26 protein-coding genes and 2 other annotated features are annotated in these 26375 nt (G+C 38.9%); of the genes, 22 read left to right on the top strand and 4 right to left on the bottom strand.

The genetic code is table 11. The features are described 5' to 3' along the window. Positions 1-9 precede the first annotated feature (9 nt). Positions 10-621, bottom strand: a complete 612-nt coding sequence (rpsD, locus tag EKM93_RS06730) for a 30S ribosomal protein S4 (RefSeq protein WP_125714286.1) — start codon at positions 619-621, stop codon at positions 10-12. 213 nt (positions 622-834) lie between these two features. Then, positions 835-1302, bottom strand: a complete 468-nt coding sequence (locus tag EKM93_RS06725; protein ID WP_125714284.1) for a GAF domain-containing protein — start codon at positions 1300-1302, stop codon at positions 835-837. A gap of 151 nt (positions 1303-1453) precedes the next feature. Between EKM93_RS06725 and EKM93_RS06720 the strand changes: the two genes are divergently transcribed. The 16 genes from EKM93_RS06720 (at position 1454) to EKM93_RS06645 (ending at position 18888) form a co-directional block, all read left to right on the top strand. Continuing rightward, positions 1454-3166: a septation ring formation regulator EzrA gene (locus EKM93_RS06720; RefSeq protein ID WP_164507017.1), complete on the top strand. Its 1713-nt coding sequence runs from the start codon at positions 1454-1456 to the stop codon at positions 3164-3166. A 155-nt stretch (positions 3167-3321) separates the two neighbouring features. After that, complete coding sequence (locus tag EKM93_RS06715; RefSeq protein WP_125714280.1) at positions 3322-4485, top strand: cysteine desulfurase family protein; 1164 nt, start codon at positions 3322-3324, stop codon at positions 4483-4485. A gap of 15 nt (positions 4486-4500) precedes the next feature. Beyond that, on the top strand, positions 4501-5733 hold the full coding sequence (thiI, locus tag EKM93_RS06710) for a tRNA uracil 4-sulfurtransferase ThiI (RefSeq protein WP_125714278.1): 1233 nt from the start codon (positions 4501-4503) through the stop codon (positions 5731-5733). Positions 5734-5910: 177 nt separating this feature from the next. Next, positions 5911-6576, top strand: coding sequence for a redox-sensing transcriptional repressor Rex (locus EKM93_RS06705; RefSeq protein WP_125714276.1), 666 nt, complete (start codon positions 5911-5913; stop codon positions 6574-6576). 19 nt (positions 6577-6595) lie between these two features. Continuing rightward, positions 6596-6811 (top strand) — a binding site (T-box leader). A gap of 68 nt (positions 6812-6879) precedes the next feature. Beyond that, the gene (locus EKM93_RS06700) at positions 6880-9510 is read left to right on the top strand and encodes a valine--tRNA ligase (protein ID WP_125714274.1); all 2631 of its coding nucleotides are present in this window, start codon (positions 6880-6882) and stop codon (positions 9508-9510) included. A 142-nt stretch (positions 9511-9652) separates the two neighbouring features. Further along, on the top strand, positions 9653-10963 hold the full coding sequence (locus EKM93_RS06695) for a bifunctional folylpolyglutamate synthase/dihydrofolate synthase (RefSeq protein WP_164507016.1): 1311 nt from the start codon (positions 9653-9655) through the stop codon (positions 10961-10963). Continuing rightward, entirely contained in the window at positions 10964-11623 is a 660-nt protein-coding gene (locus EKM93_RS06690; protein WP_125714270.1) for an HAD family hydrolase, read from the top strand. It begins immediately after the preceding gene. Between the two features lie 34 nt (positions 11624-11657). Then, on the top strand, positions 11658-12329 hold the full coding sequence (gene radC, locus EKM93_RS06685; protein ID WP_125714268.1) for a RadC family protein: 672 nt from the start codon (positions 11658-11660) through the stop codon (positions 12327-12329). A 107-nt stretch (positions 12330-12436) separates the two neighbouring features. Further along, the gene (locus tag EKM93_RS06680) at positions 12437-13435 is read left to right on the top strand and encodes a rod shape-determining protein (protein ID WP_125714266.1); all 999 of its coding nucleotides are present in this window, start codon (positions 12437-12439) and stop codon (positions 13433-13435) included. Positions 13436-13512: 77 nt separating this feature from the next. Next, positions 13513-14373 (top strand): rod shape-determining protein MreC, encoded by an 861-nt coding sequence (gene mreC, locus EKM93_RS06675; RefSeq protein WP_125714264.1) that lies wholly within the window; start codon positions 13513-13515, stop codon positions 14371-14373. Between the two features lies 1 nt (position 14374). After that, positions 14375-14899, top strand: coding sequence for a rod shape-determining protein MreD (mreD, locus tag EKM93_RS06670; RefSeq protein WP_164507015.1), 525 nt, complete (start codon positions 14375-14377; stop codon positions 14897-14899). A 26-nt stretch (positions 14900-14925) separates the two neighbouring features. After that, positions 14926-15597, top strand: a complete 672-nt coding sequence (locus tag EKM93_RS06665; RefSeq protein WP_125714260.1) for a septum site-determining protein MinC — start codon at positions 14926-14928, stop codon at positions 15595-15597. Continuing rightward, positions 15597-16403: a septum site-determining protein MinD gene (minD, locus tag EKM93_RS06660; protein WP_125714258.1), complete on the top strand. Its 807-nt coding sequence runs from the start codon at positions 15597-15599 to the stop codon at positions 16401-16403. Before EKM93_RS06665 ends, minD begins: the two co-directional genes overlap by 1 nt. Before the next feature lie 57 nt (positions 16404-16460). Continuing rightward, positions 16461-16690: a binding site (T-box leader), on the top strand. Positions 16691-16745: 55 nt separating this feature from the next. Then, on the top strand, positions 16746-17399 hold the full coding sequence (locus tag EKM93_RS06655) for an amino acid ABC transporter permease (protein ID WP_125714256.1): 654 nt from the start codon (positions 16746-16748) through the stop codon (positions 17397-17399). Between the two features lie 16 nt (positions 17400-17415). Further along, positions 17416-18057: an amino acid ABC transporter ATP-binding protein gene (locus EKM93_RS06650; protein ID WP_125714253.1), complete on the top strand. Its 642-nt coding sequence runs from the start codon at positions 17416-17418 to the stop codon at positions 18055-18057. A 3-nt stretch (positions 18058-18060) separates the two neighbouring features. After that, positions 18061-18888 (top strand): amino acid ABC transporter substrate-binding protein, encoded by an 828-nt coding sequence (locus tag EKM93_RS06645; RefSeq protein WP_125714251.1) that lies wholly within the window; start codon positions 18061-18063, stop codon positions 18886-18888. 66 nt (positions 18889-18954) lie between these two features. Here the strand turns inward: EKM93_RS06645 and EKM93_RS06640 are convergent, their stop codons facing one another. Then, on the bottom strand, positions 18955-20340 hold the full coding sequence (locus EKM93_RS06640; protein WP_125714249.1) for an aspartate kinase: 1386 nt from the start codon (positions 20338-20340) through the stop codon (positions 18955-18957). A gap of 258 nt (positions 20341-20598) precedes the next feature. Next, positions 20599-20727, bottom strand: a complete 129-nt coding sequence (locus EKM93_RS06635) for a DUF4044 domain-containing protein (RefSeq protein ID WP_125714247.1) — start codon at positions 20725-20727, stop codon at positions 20599-20601. 82 nt (positions 20728-20809) lie between these two features. On the opposite strand from EKM93_RS06635, the gene EKM93_RS06630 reads away from it, so the two are divergent. The 6 genes from EKM93_RS06630 to mraY all read left to right on the top strand — a co-directional run bounded on the left by EKM93_RS06630 (position 20810) and on the right by mraY (position 26359). Then, complete coding sequence (locus EKM93_RS06630; protein WP_125714245.1) at positions 20810-21169, top strand: DUF3397 domain-containing protein; 360 nt, start codon at positions 20810-20812, stop codon at positions 21167-21169. Between the two features lie 187 nt (positions 21170-21356). After that, positions 21357-21788 (top strand): division/cell wall cluster transcriptional repressor MraZ, encoded by a 432-nt coding sequence (gene mraZ / locus EKM93_RS06625; protein WP_125714243.1) that lies wholly within the window; start codon positions 21357-21359, stop codon positions 21786-21788. Between the two features lie 15 nt (positions 21789-21803). Next, positions 21804-22745, top strand: coding sequence for a 16S rRNA (cytosine(1402)-N(4))-methyltransferase RsmH (gene rsmH, locus EKM93_RS06620; RefSeq protein WP_125714241.1), 942 nt, complete (start codon positions 21804-21806; stop codon positions 22743-22745). Between the two features lie 30 nt (positions 22746-22775). Continuing rightward, positions 22776-23156 carry a cell division protein FtsL gene (ftsL, locus tag EKM93_RS06615; RefSeq protein ID WP_125714239.1) on the top strand — a complete coding sequence of 127 codons (381 nt, stop codon included), beginning with the start codon at positions 22776-22778 and terminating at the stop codon, positions 23154-23156. Further along, positions 23153-25324 (top strand): penicillin-binding protein, encoded by a 2172-nt coding sequence (locus EKM93_RS06610; RefSeq protein WP_125714237.1) that lies wholly within the window; start codon positions 23153-23155, stop codon positions 25322-25324. Before ftsL ends, EKM93_RS06610 begins: the two co-directional genes overlap by 4 nt. 69 nt (positions 25325-25393) lie before the next feature. After that, on the top strand, positions 25394-26359 hold the full coding sequence (gene mraY / locus EKM93_RS06605) for a phospho-N-acetylmuramoyl-pentapeptide-transferase (RefSeq protein WP_125714235.1): 966 nt from the start codon (positions 25394-25396) through the stop codon (positions 26357-26359). Positions 26360-26375 lie beyond the last annotated feature (16 nt).

Raw genomic sequence — 26375 nt, 5'->3', positions numbered from 1 at the left:
TACTGAATATTAAAGAATTTGGTTGTAATATTCAACGACTAAGGCTTCGTCGATATCTGGTTCTAATTCATCACGTTCAGGTAAACGAACTAATGAGCCAGTTTTAGCATCAGCATCAAAAGCTGTGTAAGCTGGATGTGCAACTGTTGCTTCAATAGCAGCATTAACAATATCCAAGTTTTGAGAACGTTCACGCAAGCCAATAACTTGGCCAGGTTCAACTTCGTAAGAAGCGATGTCCACGCGTTTGCCGTCAACAGTCACATGGCCGTGACTTACAAGTTGACGTGCTTGAGGTCTAGTTGTTGCTAAACCTAAACGATAAACAACGTTATCTAAACGTCTTTCAAGTAAGATCATGAAGTTAACACCATGCTTACCTTCTTTAATTTTACCGGCACGAACGAAAAGGTTTCTAAATTGACGTTCGTTTAAGCCGTACATCAAGCGTAATTTTTGTTTTTCACGTAATTGCATGCCGTATTCAGAGATCTTACGACGAGAATTGGGACCGTGGTCACCAGGAGCGTAAGGACGACGTGCTAATTCTTTACCTGTACCAGATAAAGAGATACCTAAGCGCCGGGATAATTTCCAGCGAGGGCCAGTATAACGAGACATAAATGAATTCCTCCAATAATTTTGTTGGAGTAAAATAATTCAATACAAGTTCAGTAGCCGTTCAGTTGATGTTACAACCTTCACCTTAGCAGCACCGTAAGGTTACACAGTTGAACGTTATTGAGTACATTTACATGTAGTGCCAACAACTGTTGCCGGATCTACCACTTGCCGCTGCATTATTTTACACAAGGGCTAGTGTAACATCTTTGCTTATGCAATAGCAAGGTGTTTCATCAATATTTTTGCAAATTCGCCTAAAATCTGTTCATCTTCTGCGCTGAAGCGGTCTAATATAGGCGCATCAATGTCTAAAACGCCATATTTGACATTGTCAACGGTCAGCGGGAAAACAACTTCAGAGTTACTCGCGCTATCGCAGGCAATGTGACCTGCAAATTCATGAACGTTTGCGATCCGCAATATTTTATTTTCCGCAAAAGCTGTCCCACAGACACCTTCACCAATTGGGATATGCATGCAAGCGACTTTGCCCTGAAAGGGACCTAAATCCAATGTTTTTTGTGCTGTATTGTAAAGATAAAAGCCAGCCCAGTTAATATCTGGTAAACTTTGCATTAATAATGCTGAGGCATTTGCTAAGTTGGCAATGTTATTTTTTTCATCGGTTAATAAGGCATCTAGCTGTTCAGGCAAGATGGCCAATGGGTTTTCAGTCATTAAATCAATCCTTTTCATATAATAGAAAGCAACTAAAAAAGTTTTTAATACTTAGAAGTGTCACAATCTGGTATAATTTAACGTAGATTTTAATATCAATTTCAAATATATGCAAATTTATAGAATTTTTATTTTGGAGGATGTGCTTTTTATGTTGTACTTTTTGGTAGCAGTTGCAATTCTTGCGCTGGCTGCTTATATCTTAGTGATCTATCAAATTGGGTCAAATCGAAAGAAAATAAAAATATTAGAAACCCGGCAGCTTGAGTTAGCGAATCATCCACAAGATGGTAAGATTCAAAAAATTGATGCCTTAAATTTGAGTGGCGAAAGTTTGAGCAGTTATCAAAAATGGGGGACAACTTATCATACCCTAACGACTGCCGGATTTGACAAAATTAATGAAATTTTAACGACTGCGCAAGATGACAATTCAATGGTTCATTTTCCTACCAGCAAGAAAGTAATTCGGCAGGCGGAATCGGCTTTAGGGGATGCCGAAAAGCAAATGGCTGAGGTTTCAGAAGCCTTTGACAAAATTTTAGAAAAGGCAAAACAAAATGAACAAAAAGTTGCGGCCTTAAAAGCGCGGCATCAGGATTTACGTAAACAGTTGTTAACGCAATCTTTTGCTTTTGGACCAGCTTTAACCGCCTTAGAAAATCAATTAACAACCATTGAAAATGGCTTTGATAATGCGGAAAAGTTAAACCACAGCAGCGATTACTTAGAAGAACAAAATGCTTTAAATCAAGTTGACAAACAAATCGATCAGCTAGAAGCACATATTATCGCCGTTCGGCCGCTGTATGCGCAAGTTGTTAATGACTTTACATCGCAATTAGACGAACAGCAGCAAGGGTTTGATGTGCTGCGTAAACAGCAATTTTTATTTCCGGCTGTAGATGTTCCCGGTGAAATTGCTAAATTGCGGCGCTTTCAAATGACAACGTTACAAATACTAGGACAATTAGATATTGATATGGTCAAAAATCGAAATAAACAAGAAGGCGAGAAAATTGACCATATTTATGAAGTGATGCAAACAGAAATTGACAGTCAGACTTTTGTTAAAGCAGAACAAGATCGGCTGAATCAATTTTTTGCCCACGCCCAACGACAAAATCAGAATTTGTTAAATGAATTAGATCATTTAAATCAAAGTTATATCTTTACTAACGATGAACTGACAACAACCCAAGCTTTGCGTCAAAAGCTGCATGAGCTTCAGAGCAGTTTTGATCAAGATATTCAAGCGGTTGCCGAAAAGAATGCCATTTATTCGGTGGTGGCGGCTGATTTTAAGAAATATCGAGAAACTTTGAAAGAAACTGAAACAACACAAGTCAGTATTCATGAAAAAGTAGCCGCGCTACATAAGGGTGAACAGCTGGCGCTAACAAGTGTGAAAGACTTTGAAGCAACCGTCCGGAACGTAAAACGGCGGGTAAGCCAGTTTAATTTGCCGGGGTTATCCAAAGACTATTTAGATTTTTATTATGTTGTGGTGGATGAAGTAAACCAGTTAAAGCATGACTTGAATCAGGTCAAAATTGATTTAGATCAGATTACAAAACAATTAATGCTGACGCAAAAAGATATTGATTTGTTAAAACAAAAAACAGAAGATTTAATTGACGCCGCCTACTTAGGCCAGCAAATGTTGCAGTACGCCAATAAATATCGCTCTGAAAATACCGACGTCGCCAACGCGGTTAGTGACGCCACCCACCTATTTAATATCGAATATAACTATTCAGCTGCCTTAGACCGTGTTGCCACAGTGATAGAACAACTCGAACCCGGCGCTTATAAGAAAATTGAAGACAGCTATTATCAAAGTAAAAAGAACTCGTTAGTATAAGCGCGTCACAAAAGATGGGGTGATTTAAAGCATAGCCTAACCCCCGCCAACAAAGAGAAGTTGACTCAAAAATTACTTTTGAGCCCACCTCTCTTTTTTTGTAGCGGCTTATTTGTTATAATTTGTAAGTAAATTTTACGATAAGAGGCTAAGATATGATATATTTTGATAATAGTGCCACGACGAAGATTGATCCAGCCGTATTAGACACCTATGTTAAAGTGAGTCAAAATTTCATGGGCAATCCATCTAGCTTGCATGCTGTTGGACAAAAAGCATTTGATTTATTGGAACAATCTCGGCAGCAAGTTGCGAATTTAATGCACTGTCAAATGGACGAAATCTTTTTCACCAGTGGCGGCACAGAAGGCGATAACTGGGTGATTAAGGGCACTGCTATGGAAAAAGCACCTTTTGGCAAACACATTATTACCTCCCAGATTGAACATGGGGCCGTTAAGAATACGATGAAGCAGCTAGAAAAATTAGGTTTTGAAGTAACGTATTTTCCTGTGAATCAAGAAGGCTTCGTTTCTGCCAAAAGTTTAAAGGCAGCGATTCGACCAGATACGATTTTAGTATCTATTATGGCAGTTAATAATGAAATAGGCGCTGTTCAGCCGATTCATGAACTGGCCCAAGTTTTAGAAGATTACCAAACCATTCATTTTCATGTGGATGCTGTTCAAGCGCTGGGAAAAGGTTTAGACGACTTACTCCAAGAACCAAGAGTAGACTTTTTGACTTTCTCTGCGCATAAATTTCATGGTCCTAGAGGCGTTGGGTTTATTTACGCCAAACGGCACCGGCTATTTCAACCATTGTTGACCGGTGGTGGCCAAGAACGGGATATGCGTAGCGGTACAGAAAATACACCAGGTATCGCAGCGATGGCGAAGGCTTTACGGATAGAATTAACGGATGAAGCTGACAAAGTAGCCCGTCAAGCAGCGGTTAAGCGCCGAATCAAAGAACATATTGAACAAAAGGCGAATGTTGTGGTATTCTCACAAGATACGCCGCAATTTGCACCGCATATTTTATGTTTTAGTATTCCTGGCGTTCGGGGTGAAACAATCGTTCATGCCTTTGAACTAAAGGATATTTATATCTCGACAACGAGTGCCTGCTCTTCGAAAAAAGGTGCTGAATCAGGGACCTTAAAGGCAATGGCTGTACCGAACAACATTGCAGAGAGCGCTGTACGGATGAGTTTTGACGAAAAAAATACATTAGCTGAAGCAGATGCCTTTATTGAAGCATTTGATGAGGTTTATGATCATTTTTCTAAGATTTATGACCAAGATTTTAAGAAATAGGAGTGACCAAATTTAATGAAATATACTGAAGTGATGGTCCGTTACGGGGAACTGTCTACGAAGGGGAAAAATCGAAAAGATTTTATCGGACGCTTAAACGGCAATATTACAAAAGCACTGCGTCCATTTCCAGAAATCCGCATTCATCCTAAACGGGACCGGATGCACATCGTTTTAAATGGTGAAGATGCCACAGCAATCATGTCAACGTTAGATCACGTTTTTGGTATTCAAACTTATTCACCAGTCGTTCGTGTGTCCATTGACGATTTTGAACAAGTCAAACAAGTCGCTTTAGAAATGGTGAATGAAGCTGCGCCAACTGCGGGGATGTCTTATAAAATTAACACCCGTCGCTCTTTTCATGACTATGAATTAGATACAAATGATGTTAATTTGGCTGTCGGCGACTTTATTACCGATGCTCGGCCGGATTTAGTTGTTAAAATGAAACAGCCAGACGTCAAAGTTCGGGTGGAAGTTCGCCGGGATGGCTTTTATGTTTCTTACTTGACGGTCCAAGGCGCCTTAGGGTTACCAGTGGGGACTGCGGGTAAGGGCATGTTAATGTTATCTGGTGGAATTGATTCGCCGGTTGCAGCCTATTTGGCTTTAAAACGAGGCGTTGAGATCGAAATGGTGCATTTCTACAGCCCGCCTTATACAACAAAAGATGCGTTGAATAAAGCTAAAGAATTAGCTGGTAAAATTGCAGCTTATGCTGGACCAGTGACCTTTATTCAAGTACCGTTTACTGAAATTCAAGAAACGATCAAAGAAAAAGTACCTGAAGGTTATTTGATGACGGTCCAACGGCGTTTCATGCTGCGGTTGACAGATCAATTGCGGGCGCAACGCCAGGGGTTAGCTATTTTTAATGGGGAATCTGTTGGTCAAGTGGCTTCGCAGACTTTGGAAAGTATGGCGGCCATTAATGATGTCACCACAACGCCAATTTTGCGGCCCGTAGCAACTTTGGATAAGACAGAGATCATTGATATTGCACGCAAGATTGATACTTTTGATCTATCAGTTCAACCGTTTGAAGATTGTTGCACAATCTTTGCCCCACCACAGCCTAAAACCCATCCAGATACGCAAAAAGCCCGGCATTACGAACAAGCATTGGCCATTGAAGATTTGGAACAACGGGCATTAGCCGGTGTAGAAATTACGAAGATACAAGCTGGTGAGAAATTCTTGCATCAAGATGATGCTGTAAATCAAGAAATCTCCGAGTTACTTTAAAGATTTTGAAAAGTCTGTTCAACATGGCGCTTTCTAATAACCATGCTGAACAGACTTTTTTTGTTCTAAAAGCTTTGAAATAGCGGGGATTTAAATGTTTTGATTAGAAATGTTGTCAGCGTTTGCATAAAGTGGTACTATATTATGTGAAATAACTTACAAACTGAGGTAGCCGTTATGAAAAATATCATCGATTTACCTAATGCAACCGCTGAACGAATTCCTATGTATTACCGGTATCTCAAAATGTTAGAAGAAAATCAGGTACAACGGATTAAGTCTCAGGAATTCAGTAAAATTGTTCACGTACCTTCTGCAACGATTCGCCGAGATTTCTCTTGCTTTGGTGAATTAGGCCGCAGTGGTTATGGTTATGACGTTGTTTTTTTGGAAAAAACTTTTGCAAAAGTTTTAAATATTGAACGCTTAGAAAAAATTGCTCTAATTGGTGTTGGTAACTTAGGACTAGCTTTAATTAAAAATAATTTTCGTCGCAACCCGAACTTACAGATTACTATTGCTTTTGAAGTTAATGAAACGTTGACAGATACGATTGTCAGTGGGGTACCGATTTATGGCATGGATTTATTAAAAGAGAAAATTAAAGAAAATGAAATTACCACGGCCATTTCGACCGTGCCTAGTTCTGATGCCAATCAAGTGCTGCAGAATTTAGCTGCGGCTGGTGTTCACGCTGTTTTGAATTTTGCACCGGAACGTTTGGATATTCCTGAAGGGATGACGGTACGTTACATTGACTTAACGTCTGAACTGCAAAATTTGATTTATTTGTCTAATCGCAATCAAGCTAGAATTGAAAATGATATGGTTGACCAATTCTAAAGTTCGCTTTATAATGATGAAAAATGCGATGAACAAGAGTGGTAAATTTTGAAAAAGCTTTAGAGAGAGAAATGCTGGGCTGAAACATTTCTTATTTTTTCAAATTAGAACTAGTAGCTTGGGAGCAGGTGATTTGAATTCAGTAAATTCACCCGGTATATTAGACCGTTATCTGATTGAGTTGGGTTTAGTTAAAACCAAGCTAGGTGGTACCGCGAGAGCATTCGTCCTATGTATATAGGGTGAGTGCTTTTTATTTTTCATTGAATCTAAAAAGGGGTGTTTTGTTTCGTGGAAACTAAGATGTCAACAAAATATGAACCGCAAAAAGTAGAGGCGGGCCGCTATCAAAAGTGGCTGGATGCCAAATTATTCAAACCAAGTGGGGATCAAAAAGCAAAGCCATATTCTATTGTAATTCCACCACCTAATGTCACTGGGAAATTACATTTAGGCCATGCTTGGGATACAACGTTACAAGATATGATTATTCGCCAAAAACGGATGCAAGGCTATGATGTTTTGTGGTTGCCCGGGATGGACCATGCCGGTATTGCCACACAGGCTAAAGTTGAGGCTAAGTTAAGAGAACAAGGTGTTACGCGCTATGATTTAGGTCGAGAAAAATTCATTGATCAAGTTTGGGCTTGGAAAGATGAATATGGTCAAACCATCAAAGATCAATGGGCTAAAATGGGGATTTCTGTAGACTATTCCCGGGAACGTTTTACTTTAGATGACGGCTTATCTAAGGCTGTCCGCAAAGTATTTGTGGATTTATATAAGCAAGGCCTGATTTATCGTGGGGAATATATTATCAACTGGGACCCAGAACTAAAGACGGCTTTGTCAGATATCGAAGTCATTCACAAAGATGATCAAGGTGCCCTTTACCATGTTCGTTATCCATTAGCAGATGGCTCTGGTTCAATTGAAATCGCCACAACTCGGCCGGAAACAATTCCTGGGGATACAGCCATTGCGGTTTATCCTGGCGACGAACGTTACCAAGATATGGTCGGCAAAAAAGTGATTTTACCATTATTTGATCGGGAATTAGAAATTATTGAAGATCATTATGTTGACAAAGAATTTGGGACTGGTGCTGTTAAAATTACGCCTGCCCATGATCCTAATGACTTTTTAGTTGGTAATCGTCATGATTTACAACGGATTAATATTATGAACGACGATGCCACAATGAATGAAAATGCTGGTAAATATGTAGGGATGGATCGCTTTACGGCTAGAAAGGCGATTGTTGCCGATTTAAAGGCAGCTGGCTACTTATTAAGCATTGAACCGATCACACATAGTGTCGGCCATTCAGAACGCTCAGACGCGCAAGTAGAGCCAAGATTATCAACGCAATGGTTTGTTAAAATGCAGCCATTAGCAGATGCAGCTTTAAAAAATCAAGCAACGGATCAACGGGTAGATTTTGTCCCTGCACGATTTGAAAATACATTCACACAATGGATGGATAACATTCATGATTGGGTTATTTCTAGACAATTGTGGTGGGGCCATCGTATCCCTGCTTGGTATCATAAAGAAACCGGCGAAATTTATGTTGGGATGACAGCGCCTGCTGATGCTGAAAACTGGACGCAAGATGCCGATGTGCTGGACACTTGGTTCTCTAGTGCACTTTGGCCATTTTCAACAATGGGCTGGCCTGACACGGATGCACCAGATTACAAGCGCTACTATCCAACTAATACTTTAGTTACCGGTTATGATATTATTCCGTTTTGGGTTGCTCGGATGATCTTCCAAGGGCTGAAGTTTACCGATCAGCGACCATTTAAGAATGTGTTAATCCACGGCTTAATCCGTGATGAACAGGGCCGGAAGATGAGTAAATCTTTAGGCAACGGGATTGATCCAATGGATGTGATTGCGAAATATGGCGCCGATGCACTGCGTTGGTTCCTATCTAATGGTTCTACACCGGGCCAAGATACGCGTTTTTCTTATGATAAAATGGATGCTGCTTGGAATTTCATTAACAAAATTTGGAATGCCAGCCGTTATGTCATCATGAATTTAGAAGACACGCCAGCACCAACAGATTTGCCAGATACAGCACAATTTGATTTGGCAGACAAATGGTTATTTGCACGGCTAAATGCAACGGTTAAAGAAGTGACCCGTTTATTTGAGAAGTTTGAATTTGGGGAAGCCGGCCGAGTGCTTTATAACTTCATCTGGAATGATTTTTGTGACTGGTATATTGAGATGAGTAAAGAAGTTTTAGCTGGTGAAGATGTGGCTGCAAAAGCTCATAAACGTTACAACCTAGCTTATGCGTTAGATCAAATTCTAAAATTAATGCACCCAATTGTACCGTTTGTAACTGAAGAAATTTGGCTGGATATGCCGCATGCAGGAGATTCAATTAGTGTGGCACCTTATCCTACAGTGCACGCTGAATTTGAAGATGCTCAAGCGATTGAACAAATGAGTGTTTTGATTAATGTTATCCGGGCGGTTCGGAATATTCGTTCTGAAGTGAACGCGCCGTTATCATCACCGATTGATATTTTGATTAAAGTCAAAGATGACAGTATTCAAAAAATCTTAGAAGCCAATCAAGAATATATTCAGCGCTTTGCCCATCCTAAAGCATTGACTATTGCCCAAACGGTCCAAGCACCAAAATTGGCTAAGACGGCAATCATTACAAATGCAGAAATTTTTGTACCGTTAGCCGAATTAATTAATATTGATGATGAAATTGCACGGTTGGCAACGGAAGCTCAAAAATTACAAGGTGAAATTGATCGCGTTGTTAAGAAATTAAGCAATGCCAATTTTGTGAAGAAAGCACCTGAAAAGATTGTAAATGAAGAAAAAGCAAAACAAGCAGATTACGAAGCAAAACAAGCAACTGTAAACGCTAGAATTGCAGAACTGAAGGCTAATAACTAAAGTTAGCCTGTTAAAAACAAGCCTCGGTGGACAAAAATTATTTAGTCTGCAGGCTTGTTTTTTTAGGATGACTTTATTTTGCCTACGGAACATAGTAAACTATTACGTAAGTGACAGAATTTGTGAATTTCAGAGGTTAGCAATGGAAACTTATCAAGAGGTTTTGAATTATATCCATAGTAGACCCAAGAAGCATCGGTCTGCGAGTTTAGCAAATATGCGGCGTATTTTGACGGCCCTTGGTGAGCCTCAAACGGCTTTTAAGGGGATTCATGTCACGGGCACCAACGGAAAAGGCTCAGTCACACAAATTTTGAGCGCTTTAATTTTGGATCAAGGCTTTAAAGTGGGGACGTTTATGTCACCATTTATTCAGCGATTCAATGAACGTATGCAAGTCGATTTAAAACCAATCTCGGATGAAGATTTAGTGTATTGGACAAATGAGGTTTGGCAAAAGATTTTATTAATTCGTCAAACAGAACCGACTTTTGAATTAACGGAATTTGAATTGGTAACGGCAATTATGTTCACTTATTTTCGGGCTGAAAAGATTGAAATTGCGGTTATTGAAGTGGGTATTGGCGGAACGCATGATAAGACCAATGTTTTTACCCCGCTGCTATCGGTGATCACCACGGTAGGCTTAGACCATCTACAGTTAATTGGGCCAACTTTAGAAGATGTGGCGATTGAGAAATCCGGCGTTATTAAAGCACAGCGGCCTGTAATTATTGGTAAAGTACCTGAAACGGTCAATAAGATCTTTCAAGATCGGGCCCAGGCTCAGGACAGCCCGCTTTATCAAATGGCACAAGATTTTCAAGTGAGTCAGGTGACTTTGTTGCCAGACTACAGTCAGACATTTAATTTTACCAGCGAAAATTTAAATTTAAAAACGATTAAAATTAGAAACATCGCCCGTTTTGAAGTAGACAATATGGCGGTCGCACTGATGGCATTTTCAGTATTTTGCCAAGAAATGCAAGTGACAGTGCCGGCTGCTGAGATAAAACGTATTTTAAAACAGGTTACTTTAATGGGTCGCTTAGAGGTTATCAATACAGAACCCTTTATTGTTTTAGATGGGGCCCATAATCCACCGGCGATGTCCGAATTATTAGCCAGTATTCAGCGTGATTTTCCGAATACACAAGTGCATGTTGTGGCGGCTTTTATGAAAGACAAAGCTATTGAAGAACTTTTGAAAATACTGCATCAACCGCGGCAGATGACTTTGTATCTAACGACGTTAGCAATGCCTAGGGCTGCTGAAGCAACGGACTTGACAGCTTATATGCGCTCAAGTGATCAGTATTTTGCTACTTGGCAAGATGCGTTTTATGCGGCTTACCACAATCTCGCTTCTGAAAATGAGCTCATTTTAATTTGTGGTTCAATCTATTTAGTCTCTGAAGTAAGACATTTTTTATTGGAAGGTGGACAAACTTAAATGTATAAAGGTATTATTTGGGATATGGACGGCTTAATTTTTAACTCTGAAGCAATCTATTTAAAGGCTAATGTCAAGGCCGGCGAAATAATGGGTACACCTGTTACCGCTGAGGAATATTATGAATTAGTGGGGGCGTCAGAAGAAGAGGCTCATGAATTTAACACCGCTCATTTCAAAGATACCGCGCAGCAGGCTGAATTTTATGCCCTAACAGAAGATTTAGTCTTGGAAATGGTTCAAGCAGGTGAAATGGCTAAAAAACCAGGCTTGGATGAATTGCTGAGTTATTTACAGCAGCAAGGGATTAATAGTATCATTGCTTCTAGCAACAACCAAAAAATGGTCCAGGCATTCTTAGGTTTTTATGAGCTAACGCCACAATTCCAGGCCATTATTACTAGAGAACAAGTGTCTGCTAGTAAACCAGATCCAAGTTTATTTTTAAAAGCACAGCAGGTTTTTGATAAACCGAAGCAAGAATTATTGGTTTTGGAAGACTCTAAAAATGGTATTATCGCTGCCAATGCTGCAGGTATTGATGTGTTGATGATTCCAGATTTAATTCAGCCAGATGCGGCTTTACGCCAAAAAACAGTGGCTGTTTTACCAGATTTAGCAAAAGTTATTGATTATATAAAAAATACAACGGTTAATTAGCGTAATTTAGTGAAAAAATAGGAGTTTTTTCACGATGGTTATGTCTTTAGAAATGATTCAAAAGCCCAGAGAACGGATGATGCTGCATAGCGCAGCTATTTTATCAGATCAAGAGTTATTGATGGTTCTATTAGGTAGCGGTACCCAAGATTTACCAGTAGAACTGCTGAGTGATCAAGTCTTAAAAACAATTGGTGACGTTGGTCAGCTGCAAAATATTTCTTTTGAGGCATTATGTGCGATTAGAGGTATTGGTCCCTCTAAAGCAACGATCTTAAAAGCTGCTGTGGAATTAGGACAGCGGGTTAATTTAGCACAGACTTTAAGGCAGGGGACAGTTTTGTCCAGTGAAGCTTTAGGGGATTGGCTTTTAAAATATTATCGCGGTTTAAAACAAGAACAGCTGATGGTGATCTTTTTAGATCATAAAAATCAGATTATTAGTCATGAAATTATTTTTAAAGGCGGTTTGAACACTTCAGTAGCCCACCCAAGAGAAATTTTTCATAAAGCGGTATTATTGTCTTGTGCGCGTTTTGTGGTGTGTCATAATCACCCCAGCGGCCAACCGAAACCGTCTAAAAATGATATTGCGTTCACTAAGAAATTAGTGGCGTGTGGTGAGCTGATGGGTATCAGCTGTTTGGACCATATTATTGTAGGCCATCAGAGCTACTTGAGTTTGCGGGCAGAAAACATTATATAATTATTAATTTATGTAAGTTTACATCACTGAATTATTTTTTTATTGATAACCTTATGTTATAATGCTACTTGACTTAAAAGAGATATGATATTGAGGAGAGAATCGATTTGTTTGGAATCGGAACAAAAAATATAGGCATTGATTTAGGCACTGCTAATACATTGGTCTACATCGATGGTAAAGGCATTGTTTTAAGTGAACCATCAGTTGTTGCAAAAAACGTTAAAAATGGCGATGTATTGGCCGTCGGTTCTGAAGCAAGAGACATGATTGGCCGGACACCAGGTAGTATCGTTGCCATTCGGCCCATGAAAGACGGGGTTATCGCAGATTATGATACCACCGCTGCTATGATGAAATATTTTATTGAAAAAGTAATTGGTAATAGTAAACCGCTTGTAATGGTTTGTGTGCCAAGCGGTGTCACTGAAGTTGAAAAAAGAGCGGTTATTGATGCCACTAAAATGGCAGGTGCTAAAGAAGCTTACGTGATTGAAGAACCATTTGCAGCAGCTATTGGTGCAGGGTTACCAGTCATGGATCCAACAGGTAGTATGGTTGTAGATATTGGTGGCGGGACAACAGACGTTGCCACGATTTCTTTAGGCGGGATTGTGTCCAGTCGTTCTATTCGGATGGCCGGCGATCGCTTAGATGAAGCCATTATTAACTATATCCGTCAAAACTTTAACCTCTTAGTTGGGGAACGGACAGCGGAACAAATCAAGATCAGTATTGGTTCGGCCTCTGTTGAAAAAGCACGGGATATCGAAGCAATGACGATTCGCGGCCGGGATTTATTATCTGGTCTACCAAAAACTATTGAAATTGAAGCAATTGATATTGCTCGGGCAATTCATGAAATTGTGGAAGAAATCATTGCTGCAATTAAAGAAACACTTGAAGAAACTTCACCAGAAATTGCCGCTGATATTATCGATCATGGGATCGTTTTGACCGGTGGTGGTGCTTTATTAAAGCATATTTCTGAAGTTATTTCTGATTCTACGGGTGTCCCTGTATTTATCGCGCAAGATCCATTGGATTGCGTTGCGATTGGTACGGGTGAATCATTGAAAAATATTGATGTCATGAGACGTCACTAAAAGTAGGCGCGGGGATGAGGGTACTCTAACCCGCTTTTATATTTTTTATTGCTAATAATTCAGCATCGAGGTTTGATATGCCCAAATTTTTTTCAAATAAAAAGCTTATTATTTTATTGATCACAATTGTGGCTATGATTGGCCTTATTGCGGTTAGTATTAACGTTAAGGATCGGCGTAATACACCGCCGGTAATTCAGCAAATTGGTAATGATGCAGCGGGTTTTGCGAGTCAAGTTGTAGCAGCACCAATCAACAGTCTGCACACTGGTTTTACAGCTATGGTTAACTTAGTTAATACATATCAAGATAATGAGCAGCTAAAGAAACAATTAGATGAATTGGATCAAGTTAAAGAAACAAATGCAACTTTAAAAAGAGAAAATAAAGATTTAAAACAGCAGTTAAAGTTAAATTCAACTTTAACGAACTATAAAAAGATTACGGCTGCCGTAATTACACGGTCACCGGCAAGTTGGCAAAATCAAGTTGTTATCAACAAAGGGCAAGTCAATGGTATTGTTAAAAATATGCCAGTTATGACTGGATCCGGTTTATTGGGCCGAATTGTTGAGGTCAATAAAACAAATTCCAAAGTTGAGTTAATTTCCACAAGTAATAAAAATACAAACAGTTTTGCGATTGAAGTTAAGACAGCATCCGGCACTTATGTGAATGGGATTATTTCCGGCTATAATGCTGACAAAAAGGAATTAATCATCAGTCAGTTGAGTAGTACCGATGACATCAAAAAAGGCAATGTGGTTTCAACCTCTGGGTTAGGCGGTTTGACACCGCGGGGCTTATATGTTGGGAAAGTTGCTAATATTCGTAAGGATAACTATGGTTTGACAAACTCAGTTTACGTTAAGCCAGCTGCGAATATTAATGATTTCACAGTGGTCACTGTTATCAATCGCTCAGTTGAAGGAAATTAATATGACAAGAATAACTAATAATCGCTTAAAATGGTTAATCCCTATTATTTGGGTCGTCTTATTTTTACTGGACGGTGTGATTAGTGTAACCTTTCAAGGCTGGTTATTTAACTATCCTTGGAGTGTTTCGATTCAAGCTTTTTTAATTGGTATTGTGATGACAACTTACCGTTTTCCAGAACAAAGATGGCTATTGTGGACGGCCCTTGTAATTGGGTTATTTTATGACAGCTTTTATTCTGGTATCATCGGTTACTATACGTTTTTGATGCCGGCAGCCGTACTTTTTGTAAGATGGGTTACCAATTATTTACCTAATTCAGCACTTTTTCAAGCAACAGTGTATATTTTAGTGCTGATTGGCTTAGAATTTAGTTTATATATTTTAAATGGCTTTTTTGGGGCTTCTACTGATTTTGCGCTATTTATTACCTACAACTTGGGACCCACAGTTGCTGTGAATACGGTTTTATTTGCGGCACTATATTATCCTTATTCCAAATTATTAGGCAAAATATCAGTTTAATTTTTTAGAGGGGAACTAGATGAATTATGGATAGCGTCAGTTTGAAGGGTCGTAAAAATGGCTATGAGATCAATTTAAATGCAAATGCAAATTTTGATGATAATATCACCGATCTACTAAACTTACTGCAAAGACTGTCTCAAAGTGAGCAAGAAGATCATGGAGATTTAGATTTTTTCTTAAATACCGGCCGACGTTTATTGGATGAACCACAGATTCAAAGAATTCAGGCGTTATTTGATAAGTTTCAACATTTTAAGCTGGCGCATTTAGCAGCGGATGTTTTGGACAAAAGCCAAGCTCAGACTCAAGTTCGTAAGCAGGGCATTCATGCAGAAATGTCGGTTATTCGAAGTGGACAAGAAGTTGTTTATGAGAGTGATGTCTTATTTTTGGGCAATCTACATGCCGGTGGTGTTTTAAAAAGTACGGGCAGCATTTTTGTATTGGGCCAGTGTGAAGGTATTTTATATGCGGGCTATCCAGATAATGATATGGCCGTTATTGTTGGCGATATTTCGCAAGCAACACAAGTTCGGATCAGTGATACAATTGAAATTATTGACCCAAAACGGCAGCATTTTTCCAAAGATACAATTGCTTTGATTAATGATTTGCATGTGCTGGATTTTGATACATCGGATCATCTCTTGGCGTTACGGCCAAAGTTATATCGAAAAATGGAGGATAATTTATAGTGGCAACTTCATTGGTAATCACCTCTGGAAAGGGCGGTGTCGGAAAAAGTACAACTGCTGCCAACTTAGGAACAGCATTGGCATTGATGAATAAACGTGTCTGCATGATTGATTTGGATATTGGCTTGCGCAATCTAGATGTAATTATGGGATTAAGCAACCGAATTATTTATGATATTGTCGATGTTGTGATGGGTCGTGCGCGGTTACACCAGGCGCTGATTAAAGATAAGCGTTTTGATGATAAGTTATACTTATTGCCGGCCGCTCAAAATACAGTTAAAAATATTATTAGCCCGATGAATGTGGTCGATATTGTAAACCAATTACGGCCAGATTTTGATTTTATTTTGCTAGATTGTCCAGCGGGCATTGAACAAGGTTTTCAAAATGCAATTGCTGGTGCAGATGGGGCAATTGTCATCTGTACGCCGGAAATTCCATCGGTTAGTGACGCAGATCGCGTCGTTGGCCTATTGGAACAGCGGGAGATGAAATTAGCACCGCGTTTAATTATTAATCGAATTAATCGTAGCTTAATGAACGAAGGCAATACAATGGACGTGGATGAAATTACAAAGCATTTGTCCATTGGCTTATTAGGCATTGTTTTTGAAGACAGCAATGTGATTTTGGCTTCCAATCAGGGCACGCCAATTGTGATGAATCCTGATTATAATGCCAGCCAAGGTTATCGCAATATTGCCCGGCGTATTTTAGGGGAATCCGTGCCATTAATGACGTTGAAAGAACATAAGCCCGGTTTGTTTGAACGACTCTTCGGTAAACGCAGTCGAAAACATTAAAGACTTGACAGTTTTCTCATTATGGTTTAATATTCAAAATATCGTAAGCAAGATTATAAAAATGCATAGATTAGGAAAAGTAATTGTTTGATTAAACCCTCAGAGAGGTATCGGTGGCTGCAAGATACCTAATTGGACAATGAACACACACCTAGGAGCTTGATTTCTGAACTTAATTTGTAAGTTATCACGGTTGTTCCGTTAAAACTAGCAGCTAAGCTGTATGAGGTATCTCTTTTTTAGAGGTATGAAGTTGAGGTGGGACCGCGTGTTTAAACGCCCTCTTGGATAATAATTATCCAAGGGGGCTTTTTTTTATTATTTTTTAGGAGGAAGTGCCATATGGACGGAGTATTAAAATACATGTCAGAAATTTTGCCCTCACTTTTACAAGGGACAAAATTAACACTAGGGTTATTCGCAATGACGTTATTGCTGTCATTGCCTTTAGGGGCGTTAGTTAGTTTAGGATTACGGTCACGATTTAAACCATTACGTTGGATTTTGAAATTTTATGTTTGGCTCATGCGGGGCACACCGCTATTATTACAATTAATTTTTATTTTTTACGGTTTACCAGTGCTGCATATTTACTTTGAACGTTTCAGTGCTGCTGCATTTGCCTTTGTTTTAAACTATGCCGCTTATTTTGCTGAAATATTTAGAGGTGGTTTTCAATCTGTGGATACCGGCCAATATGAAGCTGCGCGGATCTTACGTTTAAATTATGGGCAGACGATTCGCAAGATTGTTTTACCCCAGGTGACAAAAATTGTTTTACCTTCTGTCGGTAACGAAGTCATTAATTTAGTTAAGGATTCTTCGTTAGTTTATGTCATCGGCTTAGGCGATCTGTTACGGGCCGGGAATGTGGCGATGGTTCGAGATGTTACTTTAGTGCCACTGCTGATGGTGGGGGCGATTTACTTAATACTCACCGCCTTGTTTACGTACTTGTTACGCAAAGTCGAACAACACTATAGTTACTATCAATAATTAGGAGGGATCAAATATGTTAGAAGCAGCGAATATTAATAAAAGTTTTAATGGCGTTCAAGTATTAAATGATATTTCATTAGAAATAGATTCTGGCAAAATTTTATGTATTGTTGGTCCCAGTGGTGCTGGGAAAACAACTTTATTACGGATCATTACAGGTTTAGAAAAACCGGATTCCGGCAGTTTTAAGATTGATGGACAGTCCTTTAATCCCCAAGCTAATGAAACGGATGAGGCGATGATTGGGGTTGTTTTCCAAGATTTTAGACTATTTCCACATTTGAGTGTTTTGGAAAATATTACTTTAGCACCACAAATGGTATTACATCAGTCTAAAAAAGCAGCTCAAGAAAATGCGAATAATATTTTAGACCAATTAGGGTTAGCTGATAAAGCAGACATTTATCCATTCCAATTATCTGGTGGACAAAAGCAGCGGGTGGCAATTGCCAGAGCCTTAGCCCTAAAGCCAAAAATTCTTTGTTATGATGAACCAACCAGTGCGTTAGATCCTGGACTACGGGGCAGCGTGGCTCAAATGATTGAACGCTTTAAAGCCCAAGGAATGACTCAAATTGTGGTAACCCATGATATTGATTTTGCCAAAGAGATTGCGGACAAAATTTTAGAAGTCAAACCAAATCAGGAGTTGTAAGTTATGAAACGTTTAAGAAGGGTAATTTGTTTACTGCTAGGGCTGGCGGTTGTTGTAACGTTAACGAGCTGCGGTCGAGTAGATAACAATAAAGACAGCTGGTCTAGTTTGCAAAAACGGGGTAAAATTATCGTCGGCTTAGATGATAGTTTTGTACCGATGGGTTTCAGAGCTAAAAACGGGACTTTAAAAGGCTTTGATATTGATCTGGCCCGAGCTGTTGGGAAGAAATTAAATCTAAAGATGGACTTTCAAACGATTGATTGGAATATGAAGGAAACGGAACTTAAAAACCATACCATTGACTTGATTTGGAATGGGTATACCATTAATTCTGAACGGCAAAAGAAAGTTCTATTCAGTGAAACTTATTTAAATAATCGTCAGATTTTAGTAACTTTAAAGAAAAATAAAATTGATGGTTTTGCGGGGATGAAAGGTAAAGTTTTAGGGGTTCAAAATGGTTCTTCGGGACAGTCGGATTTAGATGGTCAACCTGCTTTGCTGAAGAACTCGATCAAAGATAAAACACCAATTTTATATGAAAACTTTAATGAAGCTTTTATTGATTTAAATGCTGGTCGGATTCAAGGCCTTTTGATTGATCGGGTGTATGCAGATTATTATATTGCCCATCAAAAAGACAGTAGTGCTTATGAAACGAATCCTGGGGAATTTGAAAACGAACACTTTGCGGTGGGGATGCGCAAAAGCGATACAGAATTAAAAGCAAAAATTGATGGTGCTTTAAAAGAGCTTTATGAAGATGGCACGATTCAAAAAATTAGTCAAAAATGGTTTGGTGCGAACGAAACGGTGCCGATCAAATAATTTGGACATAAAAATAGATCTGAAATACCTTAATTAAAGGGTTTCAGATCTATTTTTTAAAATAATTTAATCAATTAGATTTGTTAGATGAACTGTTTCATGATTTACGAAAGTCCTATATAAACTTTTAACAGCTAAATCTGCATCTTCTTTACGGACACCAATGGTAATAGAAACAGGTGAGGCACCGTGGTTGACCATGACAATAGAAACACCAGCTATGGCAACACTAGCTGTAGCGGCGGCCATAGTCCCTACGCGATCCTTAATTCCTTCACCAACAATCATCACCATGGCATAGTCATGCTCGATTTGAAAATCATCTGGTTGAATCGCTGCTTCGATGCGTTCTTGCACCAGCGCCTCTAATTCAGGGGTTAATTGGTTGCTGCGAATGATGACGGTTAAATCATCGATCCCTGAAGGCATATGTTCATAAGAAATATTTAAATCAGCCAAAACTTGTAAGATTTTTAAAGTGAACCCAACTTGTCGGTCCATTAAATATTTTCGAATATAAATCCCGGTAAAACCGTCATCACTGGCAATCCCAGAAACAACATTATCGTAATCAATTTCCTTTGTTTCAGAGATCAAAGTTCCAGGTAAATTAGGATGATTTGTATTTTTTACAACAACTGGAATTTTACCTTCAATAGCTGGAATTAAGGCCTCATCATGGAAAACTGAAAAACCAGCATAGGCTAATTCCCGCATTTCTCTAAAGGTCAGGTGGGTAATTTTACGGGGGTTCTCAACAACATTAGGATTTGCTGCATAAATGGCATCCACGTCGGTAAAGTTTTCATAACGCTCGGCAGCCACTGCCTTAGCAACGATGGCGCCTGTAATATCTGAACCACCTCTAGAAAATGTACAAATATTATTTTTGGCGTTATAACCAAAGAAACCGGGAATAACCAGCGTATCTGTATATTCAGATAATCGAGCCAACTTTTGATAGCTGCTAGGTAAAATCTGCGCATCATTAGCCACATCTGTCACCCGAAGCCCAATTTTTAACGGATCCATATAGTGGGCTTTGATGCCCTCGTGGTTAAATACCGCCGCTACTAATTTGGCATTATTATTTTCACCCGCCGCTTTAAAAGCAGCCATTTGATAAGATCGATTTGGAAAAACCTGTGTGGCTAACTGCCGAATACCAATTTCAATATCGGCAATGTTTTCTAAAGGCACACCAAAATGACCTGCGATGGATTGATACCGCCGAATAATTTTATCTTGAATACCGGTAACGTCACCGTCATTAATAATCACATTACAATATTTAATTAATAAGTCAGTCACTTTTGTATCTTCTTTATTACGTTTACCGGGAGCCGAAACCACGATGATTTTCCGGTTAGGATCAGCCTTTACAATATCAATTACTTTTTGTAGCTGTCCGCCACTTGCTAAAGAACTACCGCCAAATTTTGCAACTTTCATGATTTTAGCCTCACATTTTTATTAAATACTTTGTTTATTCTAATCTGTTCTTTAGAATATCAAAAAAACGTAGGTATATCAATTTCAAATTCTAAAAAAATTCTGAGATTCATTAAAAAATAGAAAATAAAAAGATCAAAACGCTAACTGACGCGTGTTGATCTCAGCATAAAGTCACCTTTTACGGTTGATGCACTAAAAATATTATTTTTTTCAATCTGGCCAATTTAAGTTAAATCAAGCACTTGAAAAATTAAATTAAGAAGACATTAATTGAACGGCTGCGCTAATAATAACACTGCCCAGCATGATGATTAACATCGCCCAGATAACACCTTTAGTGATTTTTGAGAAAGTACTTTTCTCTTGTTTTTTTTCTTTTTTCATCGTTGACCACCTTGTCGAAATTACGCTTGATAGTTTACTATATTAATGGTAAGAATGCAAAAAAAATGAGGAGCATTATTTTGTGAAATTAATTAGTTTAGGCATCCTAATACCAATGATTGGTTTAATCATCAGTATGGGTTTAAAAAAGATTTTTAAAAATTTAACGCATGTTAAAACAGTTGATTTTTTACCGCCGTTTTTAATAGCGGGGGTACAGCTGATTAGTTTAGGCCATGGACAACTATCTATGATTGAAGTGATGATCTTAGTGATTTTGTTGATGGCCATTGGTCTAGCTATCTTTTCAGCGATTAGAGATCATGAATTACTGTTGCCGCGATTTTTCAAAACGTTGTGGCGGTTGATCTTTATTTTGAGTTTATGCTGGTATGTTGGCTTTATTATACTCGTTATCGGCACCCAAATTTCGAACATTTAAAGTTATTTTTAGACAGAATTGGTACCGTAAATATATTAAAATAGAATTGAGACGTAATAATATCTGATAATTAGGTCAGATATTATTATTTTTTTTTAAATCTTAAGGGATTTGAAAGGGAATTCTGTGGTAGACGGTGGGGGATTGTGGTAGACTTAGAAATATGAGTACATAAGGGGTGTCAGCGGTGCTATTAGGGGAATATCACCACAATTTAGATGCAAAAGGCCGTTTGATTATTCCCGCTAAATTTCGTCAAGAACTTGGTACAGAATTTGTTTTAACACGAGGTTTAGATGGGTGCTTATTTGGTTATCCTATGACAGCTTGGGCAAAATTAGAAACAAAGTTGGCGCAACTGCCGCTGACGAAAAAGGATTCTAGACGTTTTGTGCGTTTCTTTTATGCCGCTGCCGCTGAAATGACATTTGATAAACAAGGTCGCATTAATATTCCCAAGTCTTTAATGACTTATGCCGACTTAGATAAAGCCTGTGTTTTAATTGGTGTTGCCAATCGCATCGAAATTTGGAGCGATACAAAGTGGGCCGAATTTGACGAAGAAATGGTTACAGATTTTGATGAAACAGCAGAAAATTTAATGGATCTTGATTTTTGAAGTGATGGGTGAAAGATGACTGAATTTAAACATAAAACAGTATTATTAGAAGAAGCAATTGAAATGTTAAATATTGATCCTGAAGGTATCTACGTTGATGCAACATTAGGTGGTGCGGGGCATACGAGTTTGATTTTAAACGCGTTAAAAGGCGGTCGGCTTTATGCATTTGATCAGGATCAAACAGCCATTACCAATGCGCAACAGAATTTAGCGGCACCGATTGCCGCTGGACAGTTAGTACTCATGCAAACAAATTTTGCAAATTTAAAAAGCGCCTTAGCCAATGTTGGGGTCACTGGTATTGACGGTATTGTTTATGATTTAGGTGTTTCATCACCTCAATTGGACGTGGCGCAAAGAGGCTTTAGTTATCGTTTAGAAGCACCGTTAGATATGCGTATGGATCAACGCCAGGCTTTGACAGCTAAGACGATTGTTAATGAGTGGTCATTTAATGATCTGCAACGGATTATTGCCCGTTATGGGGAAGAACGCTTTGCTAAGCGCATTGCCCGGGCTATTGAAAAATATCGAACAGAACAGGCGATAACGACAACCACAGAATTAGCAGAAATAGTCAAAAATGCAATTCCAGCAGCGACTCGCCGTACGGGTGGGCATCCTGCAAAACGGACTTTTCAAGCATTAAGAATTGCAGTCAATGATGAAATGGCGGTATTAGAAAGCTCTTTAGAACAAGCCATTGATTTGTTAAATCAAGGCGGCCGAATTTCGGCGATTACCTTCCAATCTTTAGAAGATCGGATTGTCGCAGATGCGTTTAAAAAACGGTCACGTTTGCCAGAATTACCTAAGGGCCTGCCCGTTATTCCAGATGATCTGCAGCCAGAATTAAAAATGATTACTAGAAAACCAATTATGCCAGCAGAAGATGAGCTAACTCAAAATCATCGCGCACATAGCGCTCGATTACGGGTTGCCGAAAAAAATTAAAATGTGATTAATCATGGAGTGTGAAAGGCAATGGACAATACTGCGAAACAAAATTACAATGAAGCACAGGTGTTACAGCCTGAGCAACCGCAACAGCAGCCCCAAATTGAGAATAATCCAAAAGCGGCGGGTGCCAAGGTACCGTTATCGCTTTTTGAGCGCCTAGCAATGGTGGTTGGCGGTTTAATTGTGATCGGCCTCATGATTAGTTTAGTGAGTGCTAAAATCGCAGTTGGGACAGCCCAACGCAATTTACAAAGTGTGAACACTGCAGTTTCTGACTTAAAGACTAAAAATGCAGATTTAAAGCAAGAAATTGGCACGTTAAACAGTTCAGATCGACTACAAGCCTTTGCTAAAAAGCATGGCTTAACTTTTAATGAAGAATCTGTAAGGAATATTTCGAAATGAGTAAATCTCCAAAAAAATTACATAAATCTAGTCGTATCCGTAGAAATCGAAAGTTATTTGGTGCAGTCCTACTAGTATTAGTTGTGGGGCTTTTTTTCGTATTCATTGGTCGCTTTTCATATATTGTTAGCTCTGGAAAGTTGAACAATGTCAATCTCTCTAAAAAAACAGAAACGAAGTATAATCGTGATCGGCGTTTAACGGCCGTTCGTGGGAAAATATACGACAGTAATCACAATATTATTGCAGAAGATTCTAATGTCTATAATCTTTATGCAGTTATTGATAAGAATCATGTTTCCACCGACAATAAACCGTTATATGTGACTAACAAACGTAAAACGGCCAAAGTTTTGAGCCGCTATATTCCTTTAAGCGAAGCTAAAATTTATGCGGTGTTAAATGATCAAAAAAGTGGGGCTTATCAAGTTGAGTTTGGTAATGCCGGTAAAGGATTAAGCCTGGAAGTCAAAAAAGAAATTGATGCTAAGAATTTACCAGGTATTTATTTCACTAAGAGCGTTTCTCGGCTTTATCCTAACGGTAATTTTGCTTCAAATATTGTTGGACTTGCCCAAACGGATAACAGTGATTCTGCCAGCAGCGGTACATTGACCGGTGTGATGGGCATCGAAAACTATTTTAATAATATTTTAACGGGGAAAAATGGTTATCGGCAATTTAAGACAGATTCTTTTGGCTATGAACTGCCTAATTCTCAGACAGTTGTGAAAAAAGCAGTTAATGGCTCGGATGTGACGTTAACATTAGATGCTCGATTGCAGTCGTATATGGAATCTGTCGTTAGTGAAGTGGCAGATACGTATGCGCCGACGAGTATGACCGCCATTTTAATGAATGCTAAAAATGGTAAAATTTTAGCCGCTACGCAACGGCCGACTTTTAATCCGAGTACTAAGGTCGGCCTGAATAATTCTTGGCGTAATGCTTTAGTTCAAGATACGTATGAGCCTGGTTCTGTAATGAAATTGCTAAGTTTAAGTGCATCAATTGATTCTGGTAATTACATGCCAAATGCTTATTATCAATCTGGCAGTGTGAATGTCGACGGTAGTATTATTAAAGATTGGAATACTTCTGGTTGGGGTAGCATCCCATTTGGGCAAGCCTTTGCCCGCTCCAGTAACGTTGGGTTCGTGAAAATGGAGCAGCAGATGGGTGCTAAAACTTGGAAGAAATATTTAACAAATTTTGGTATTGGTAAAAAGACCGGGATTAACTTGCCTGGTGAATCTGCCGGCAGCATTGCCTATACTAGAGCTGTGGATCGAGCAACAACCGCGTTTGGTCAAGGGGTTAATGTGACCGCTGTTCAAATGATGCAGGCCTTTTCGGCAGTTGCCAATAACGGTAAAATGGTGAAACCGCAAATCGTATCGGAAATCAGTAATTCCAGTACAGGAAAAGTTCAAAAAGAAAAAACAGAAGTGGTGGGCCATCCCATTTCCAAGAGCACGGCCACACAAGTGCGTAATGAGATGAAAGATGTCATCAACCAAACTTATGGTACTGGGCAAAGTTATGCGATTCCAGGCTACGAAATTGGGGTCAAAACAGGGACTGCACAAATTGCTTCTGGAACAGGATCAGGTTATCTCACTGGTAATAATAATTATATTTTCTCAGTCGTTGGGATGGCGCCGATTGACAATCCAAAATATATTTTATACATCACTGTCCGTCAGCCGCAAAAAATGACGGCACCAGCGGAAACAATTTTATCCAGTGCATTTAATCCGATTTTGAAACGCGCCTTAGAATATAGTACTGGGGCTAGCGTGGCAAATGTGAAGACTTCAGAAATGCCAAATTTAACCGGGCAATCTGTTGAGAGTGCCAAACAAACCCTAGAAGATGGAGGCTTGACTTATAGCCTGGTAGGTTCCGGCAACAAAATTGTTCAGCAATTGCCATTGGCTAAGGAACATGTTTTATCTGGGCAACGGGCCGTGTTATTGACCAATGGGGCGATGACAATGCCAAATATTAAAGGCTGGTCAAAAAATGATGTTTTAAAATTGGCTGAGATTAGCGGTATTAAAGTTAAATTCAAAGGTGACGGCTATGTGGTGAAACAAAGCGTTGCTGAAAATCAGCTATTAAACAGTACAAGTAAGTTAACTGTAAAATTGGCTTCTAAAAATTGATCAAAATTATCTAAATGAGGTTGGGGCAAAGCATTACCTCCCCTTTAAAAAAGGAGATTTTATAGATTTATGAATAGTTTACAGATCATTATCACAATTTTATCGGCGTTTATTTTAACCGTTTTAATAATGCCACGGCTGATTACTTATTTTAGACGTCATAAAGAAGGCCAAATGATTCGAGAAGAAGGGCCTAAATGGCATGAAAAAAAGTCTGGAACGCCAACAATGGGTGGTGTGGCCTTTTTAATCGTTGCCGTGATTGTCAGTATCATCATTGGTATTTGGACCAAACAATTAACCCATAGTTTGTTAATTACATTGTTCATCTTAGTCCTTTATGGATTAGTGGGCTTTTTGGATGACAGTGTCAAGATTTTTAAAAAGCGGAATATGGGCTTAAAAGCTTGGCAGAAATTTTTAGCCCAAATTGCTGGTGGTGTCATCTTTTTAGCTGTCTTTTATATGGATCGATTTGAGCATAGCTTGTTTATTCCAGGCCTTGGAATGATTTCTGCGAATTGGCTGTATATTTTATTTGTTTTATTTTGGCTGGTGGGTTTCTCCAATGCGGTCAATTTGACAGATGGCTTAGACGGCCTTGTTGGTGGGCTAAGTATTATCGCGTTTATGACTTATGGCGTGATTGCTTATCAGCAACAGCAATATGATATTTTAGTCTTAACCTTAGCCTTTATTGGCGGTTTAGCCGCCTTTTTAATCTTCAATCACAAACCTGCTAAAATTTTTATGGGGGATGTGGGTTCACTAGCGATTGGTGGGGTATTAGCTGCCATTTCAATTTTATTACATCGTGAATGGTCCTTATTATTGATCGGTTTAGTTTTTGTGCTGGAAACAGCCAGTGTTATTTTGCAAGTGGCCTCGTTTAAATTAACCGGCAAACGTATTTTTAAAATGACACCGATTCATCATCACTTTGAAATGATGGGCTGGTCAGAATGGCGGGTTGTTATCACATTCTGGAGTACCGGTCTAGTTTGCGCTATTATTTATTTGAGCCTATTTTTATAATTCAATTAAGGAAGTT

This window comes from Agrilactobacillus yilanensis, from assembly GCF_003946725.1.
Taxonomy (GTDB): Bacteria; Bacillota; Bacilli; order Lactobacillales; family Lactobacillaceae; genus Agrilactobacillus; species Agrilactobacillus yilanensis.
The sequence above is the reverse complement of the archived record's forward strand: the minus strand, read 5'-3'. Positions and strand labels throughout refer to the sequence as shown.

Excerpts from the sequence above, each read along its gene's own strand:
- rpsD (WP_125714286.1), bottom strand. The coding sequence starts at position 621 with ATGTCTCGTTATACTGGCCCTCGCTGGAAATTATCCCGGCGCTTAGGT.
- EKM93_RS06725 (WP_125714284.1), bottom strand. The coding sequence starts at position 1,302 with ATGACTGAAAACCCATTGGCCATCTTGCCTGAACAGCTAGATGCCTTA.
- EKM93_RS06720 (WP_164507017.1), top strand. The coding sequence starts at position 1,454 with ATGTTGTACTTTTTGGTAGCAGTTGCAATTCTTGCGCTGGCTGCTTAT.
- EKM93_RS06715 (WP_125714280.1), top strand. The coding sequence starts at position 3,322 with ATGATATATTTTGATAATAGTGCCACGACGAAGATTGATCCAGCCGTA.
- thiI (WP_125714278.1), top strand. The coding sequence starts at position 4,501 with ATGAAATATACTGAAGTGATGGTCCGTTACGGGGAACTGTCTACGAAG.
- EKM93_RS06705 (WP_125714276.1), top strand. The coding sequence starts at position 5,911 with ATGAAAAATATCATCGATTTACCTAATGCAACCGCTGAACGAATTCCT.
- EKM93_RS06700 (WP_125714274.1), top strand. The coding sequence starts at position 6,880 with ATGTCAACAAAATATGAACCGCAAAAAGTAGAGGCGGGCCGCTATCAA.
- EKM93_RS06695 (WP_164507016.1), top strand. The coding sequence starts at position 9,653 with ATGGAAACTTATCAAGAGGTTTTGAATTATATCCATAGTAGACCCAAG.
- EKM93_RS06690 (WP_125714270.1), top strand. The coding sequence starts at position 10,964 with ATGTATAAAGGTATTATTTGGGATATGGACGGCTTAATTTTTAACTCT.
- radC (WP_125714268.1), top strand. The coding sequence starts at position 11,658 with ATGGTTATGTCTTTAGAAATGATTCAAAAGCCCAGAGAACGGATGATG.
- mreC (WP_125714264.1), top strand. The coding sequence starts at position 13,513 with ATGCCCAAATTTTTTTCAAATAAAAAGCTTATTATTTTATTGATCACA.
- mreD (WP_164507015.1), top strand. The coding sequence starts at position 14,375 with ATGACAAGAATAACTAATAATCGCTTAAAATGGTTAATCCCTATTATT.
- EKM93_RS06665 (WP_125714260.1), top strand. The coding sequence starts at position 14,926 with ATGGATAGCGTCAGTTTGAAGGGTCGTAAAAATGGCTATGAGATCAAT.
- EKM93_RS06655 (WP_125714256.1), top strand. The coding sequence starts at position 16,746 with ATGGACGGAGTATTAAAATACATGTCAGAAATTTTGCCCTCACTTTTA.
- EKM93_RS06650 (WP_125714253.1), top strand. The coding sequence starts at position 17,416 with ATGTTAGAAGCAGCGAATATTAATAAAAGTTTTAATGGCGTTCAAGTA.
- EKM93_RS06645 (WP_125714251.1), top strand. The coding sequence starts at position 18,061 with ATGAAACGTTTAAGAAGGGTAATTTGTTTACTGCTAGGGCTGGCGGTT.
- EKM93_RS06640 (WP_125714249.1), bottom strand. The coding sequence starts at position 20,340 with ATGAAAGTTGCAAAATTTGGCGGTAGTTCTTTAGCAAGTGGCGGACAG.
- EKM93_RS06635 (WP_125714247.1), bottom strand. The coding sequence starts at position 20,727 with ATGAAAAAAGAAAAAAAACAAGAGAAAAGTACTTTCTCAAAAATCACT.
- rsmH (WP_125714241.1), top strand. The coding sequence starts at position 21,804 with ATGACTGAATTTAAACATAAAACAGTATTATTAGAAGAAGCAATTGAA.
- ftsL (WP_125714239.1), top strand. The coding sequence starts at position 22,776 with ATGGACAATACTGCGAAACAAAATTACAATGAAGCACAGGTGTTACAG.
- EKM93_RS06610 (WP_125714237.1), top strand. The coding sequence starts at position 23,153 with ATGAGTAAATCTCCAAAAAAATTACATAAATCTAGTCGTATCCGTAGA.
- mraY (WP_125714235.1), top strand. The coding sequence starts at position 25,394 with ATGAATAGTTTACAGATCATTATCACAATTTTATCGGCGTTTATTTTA.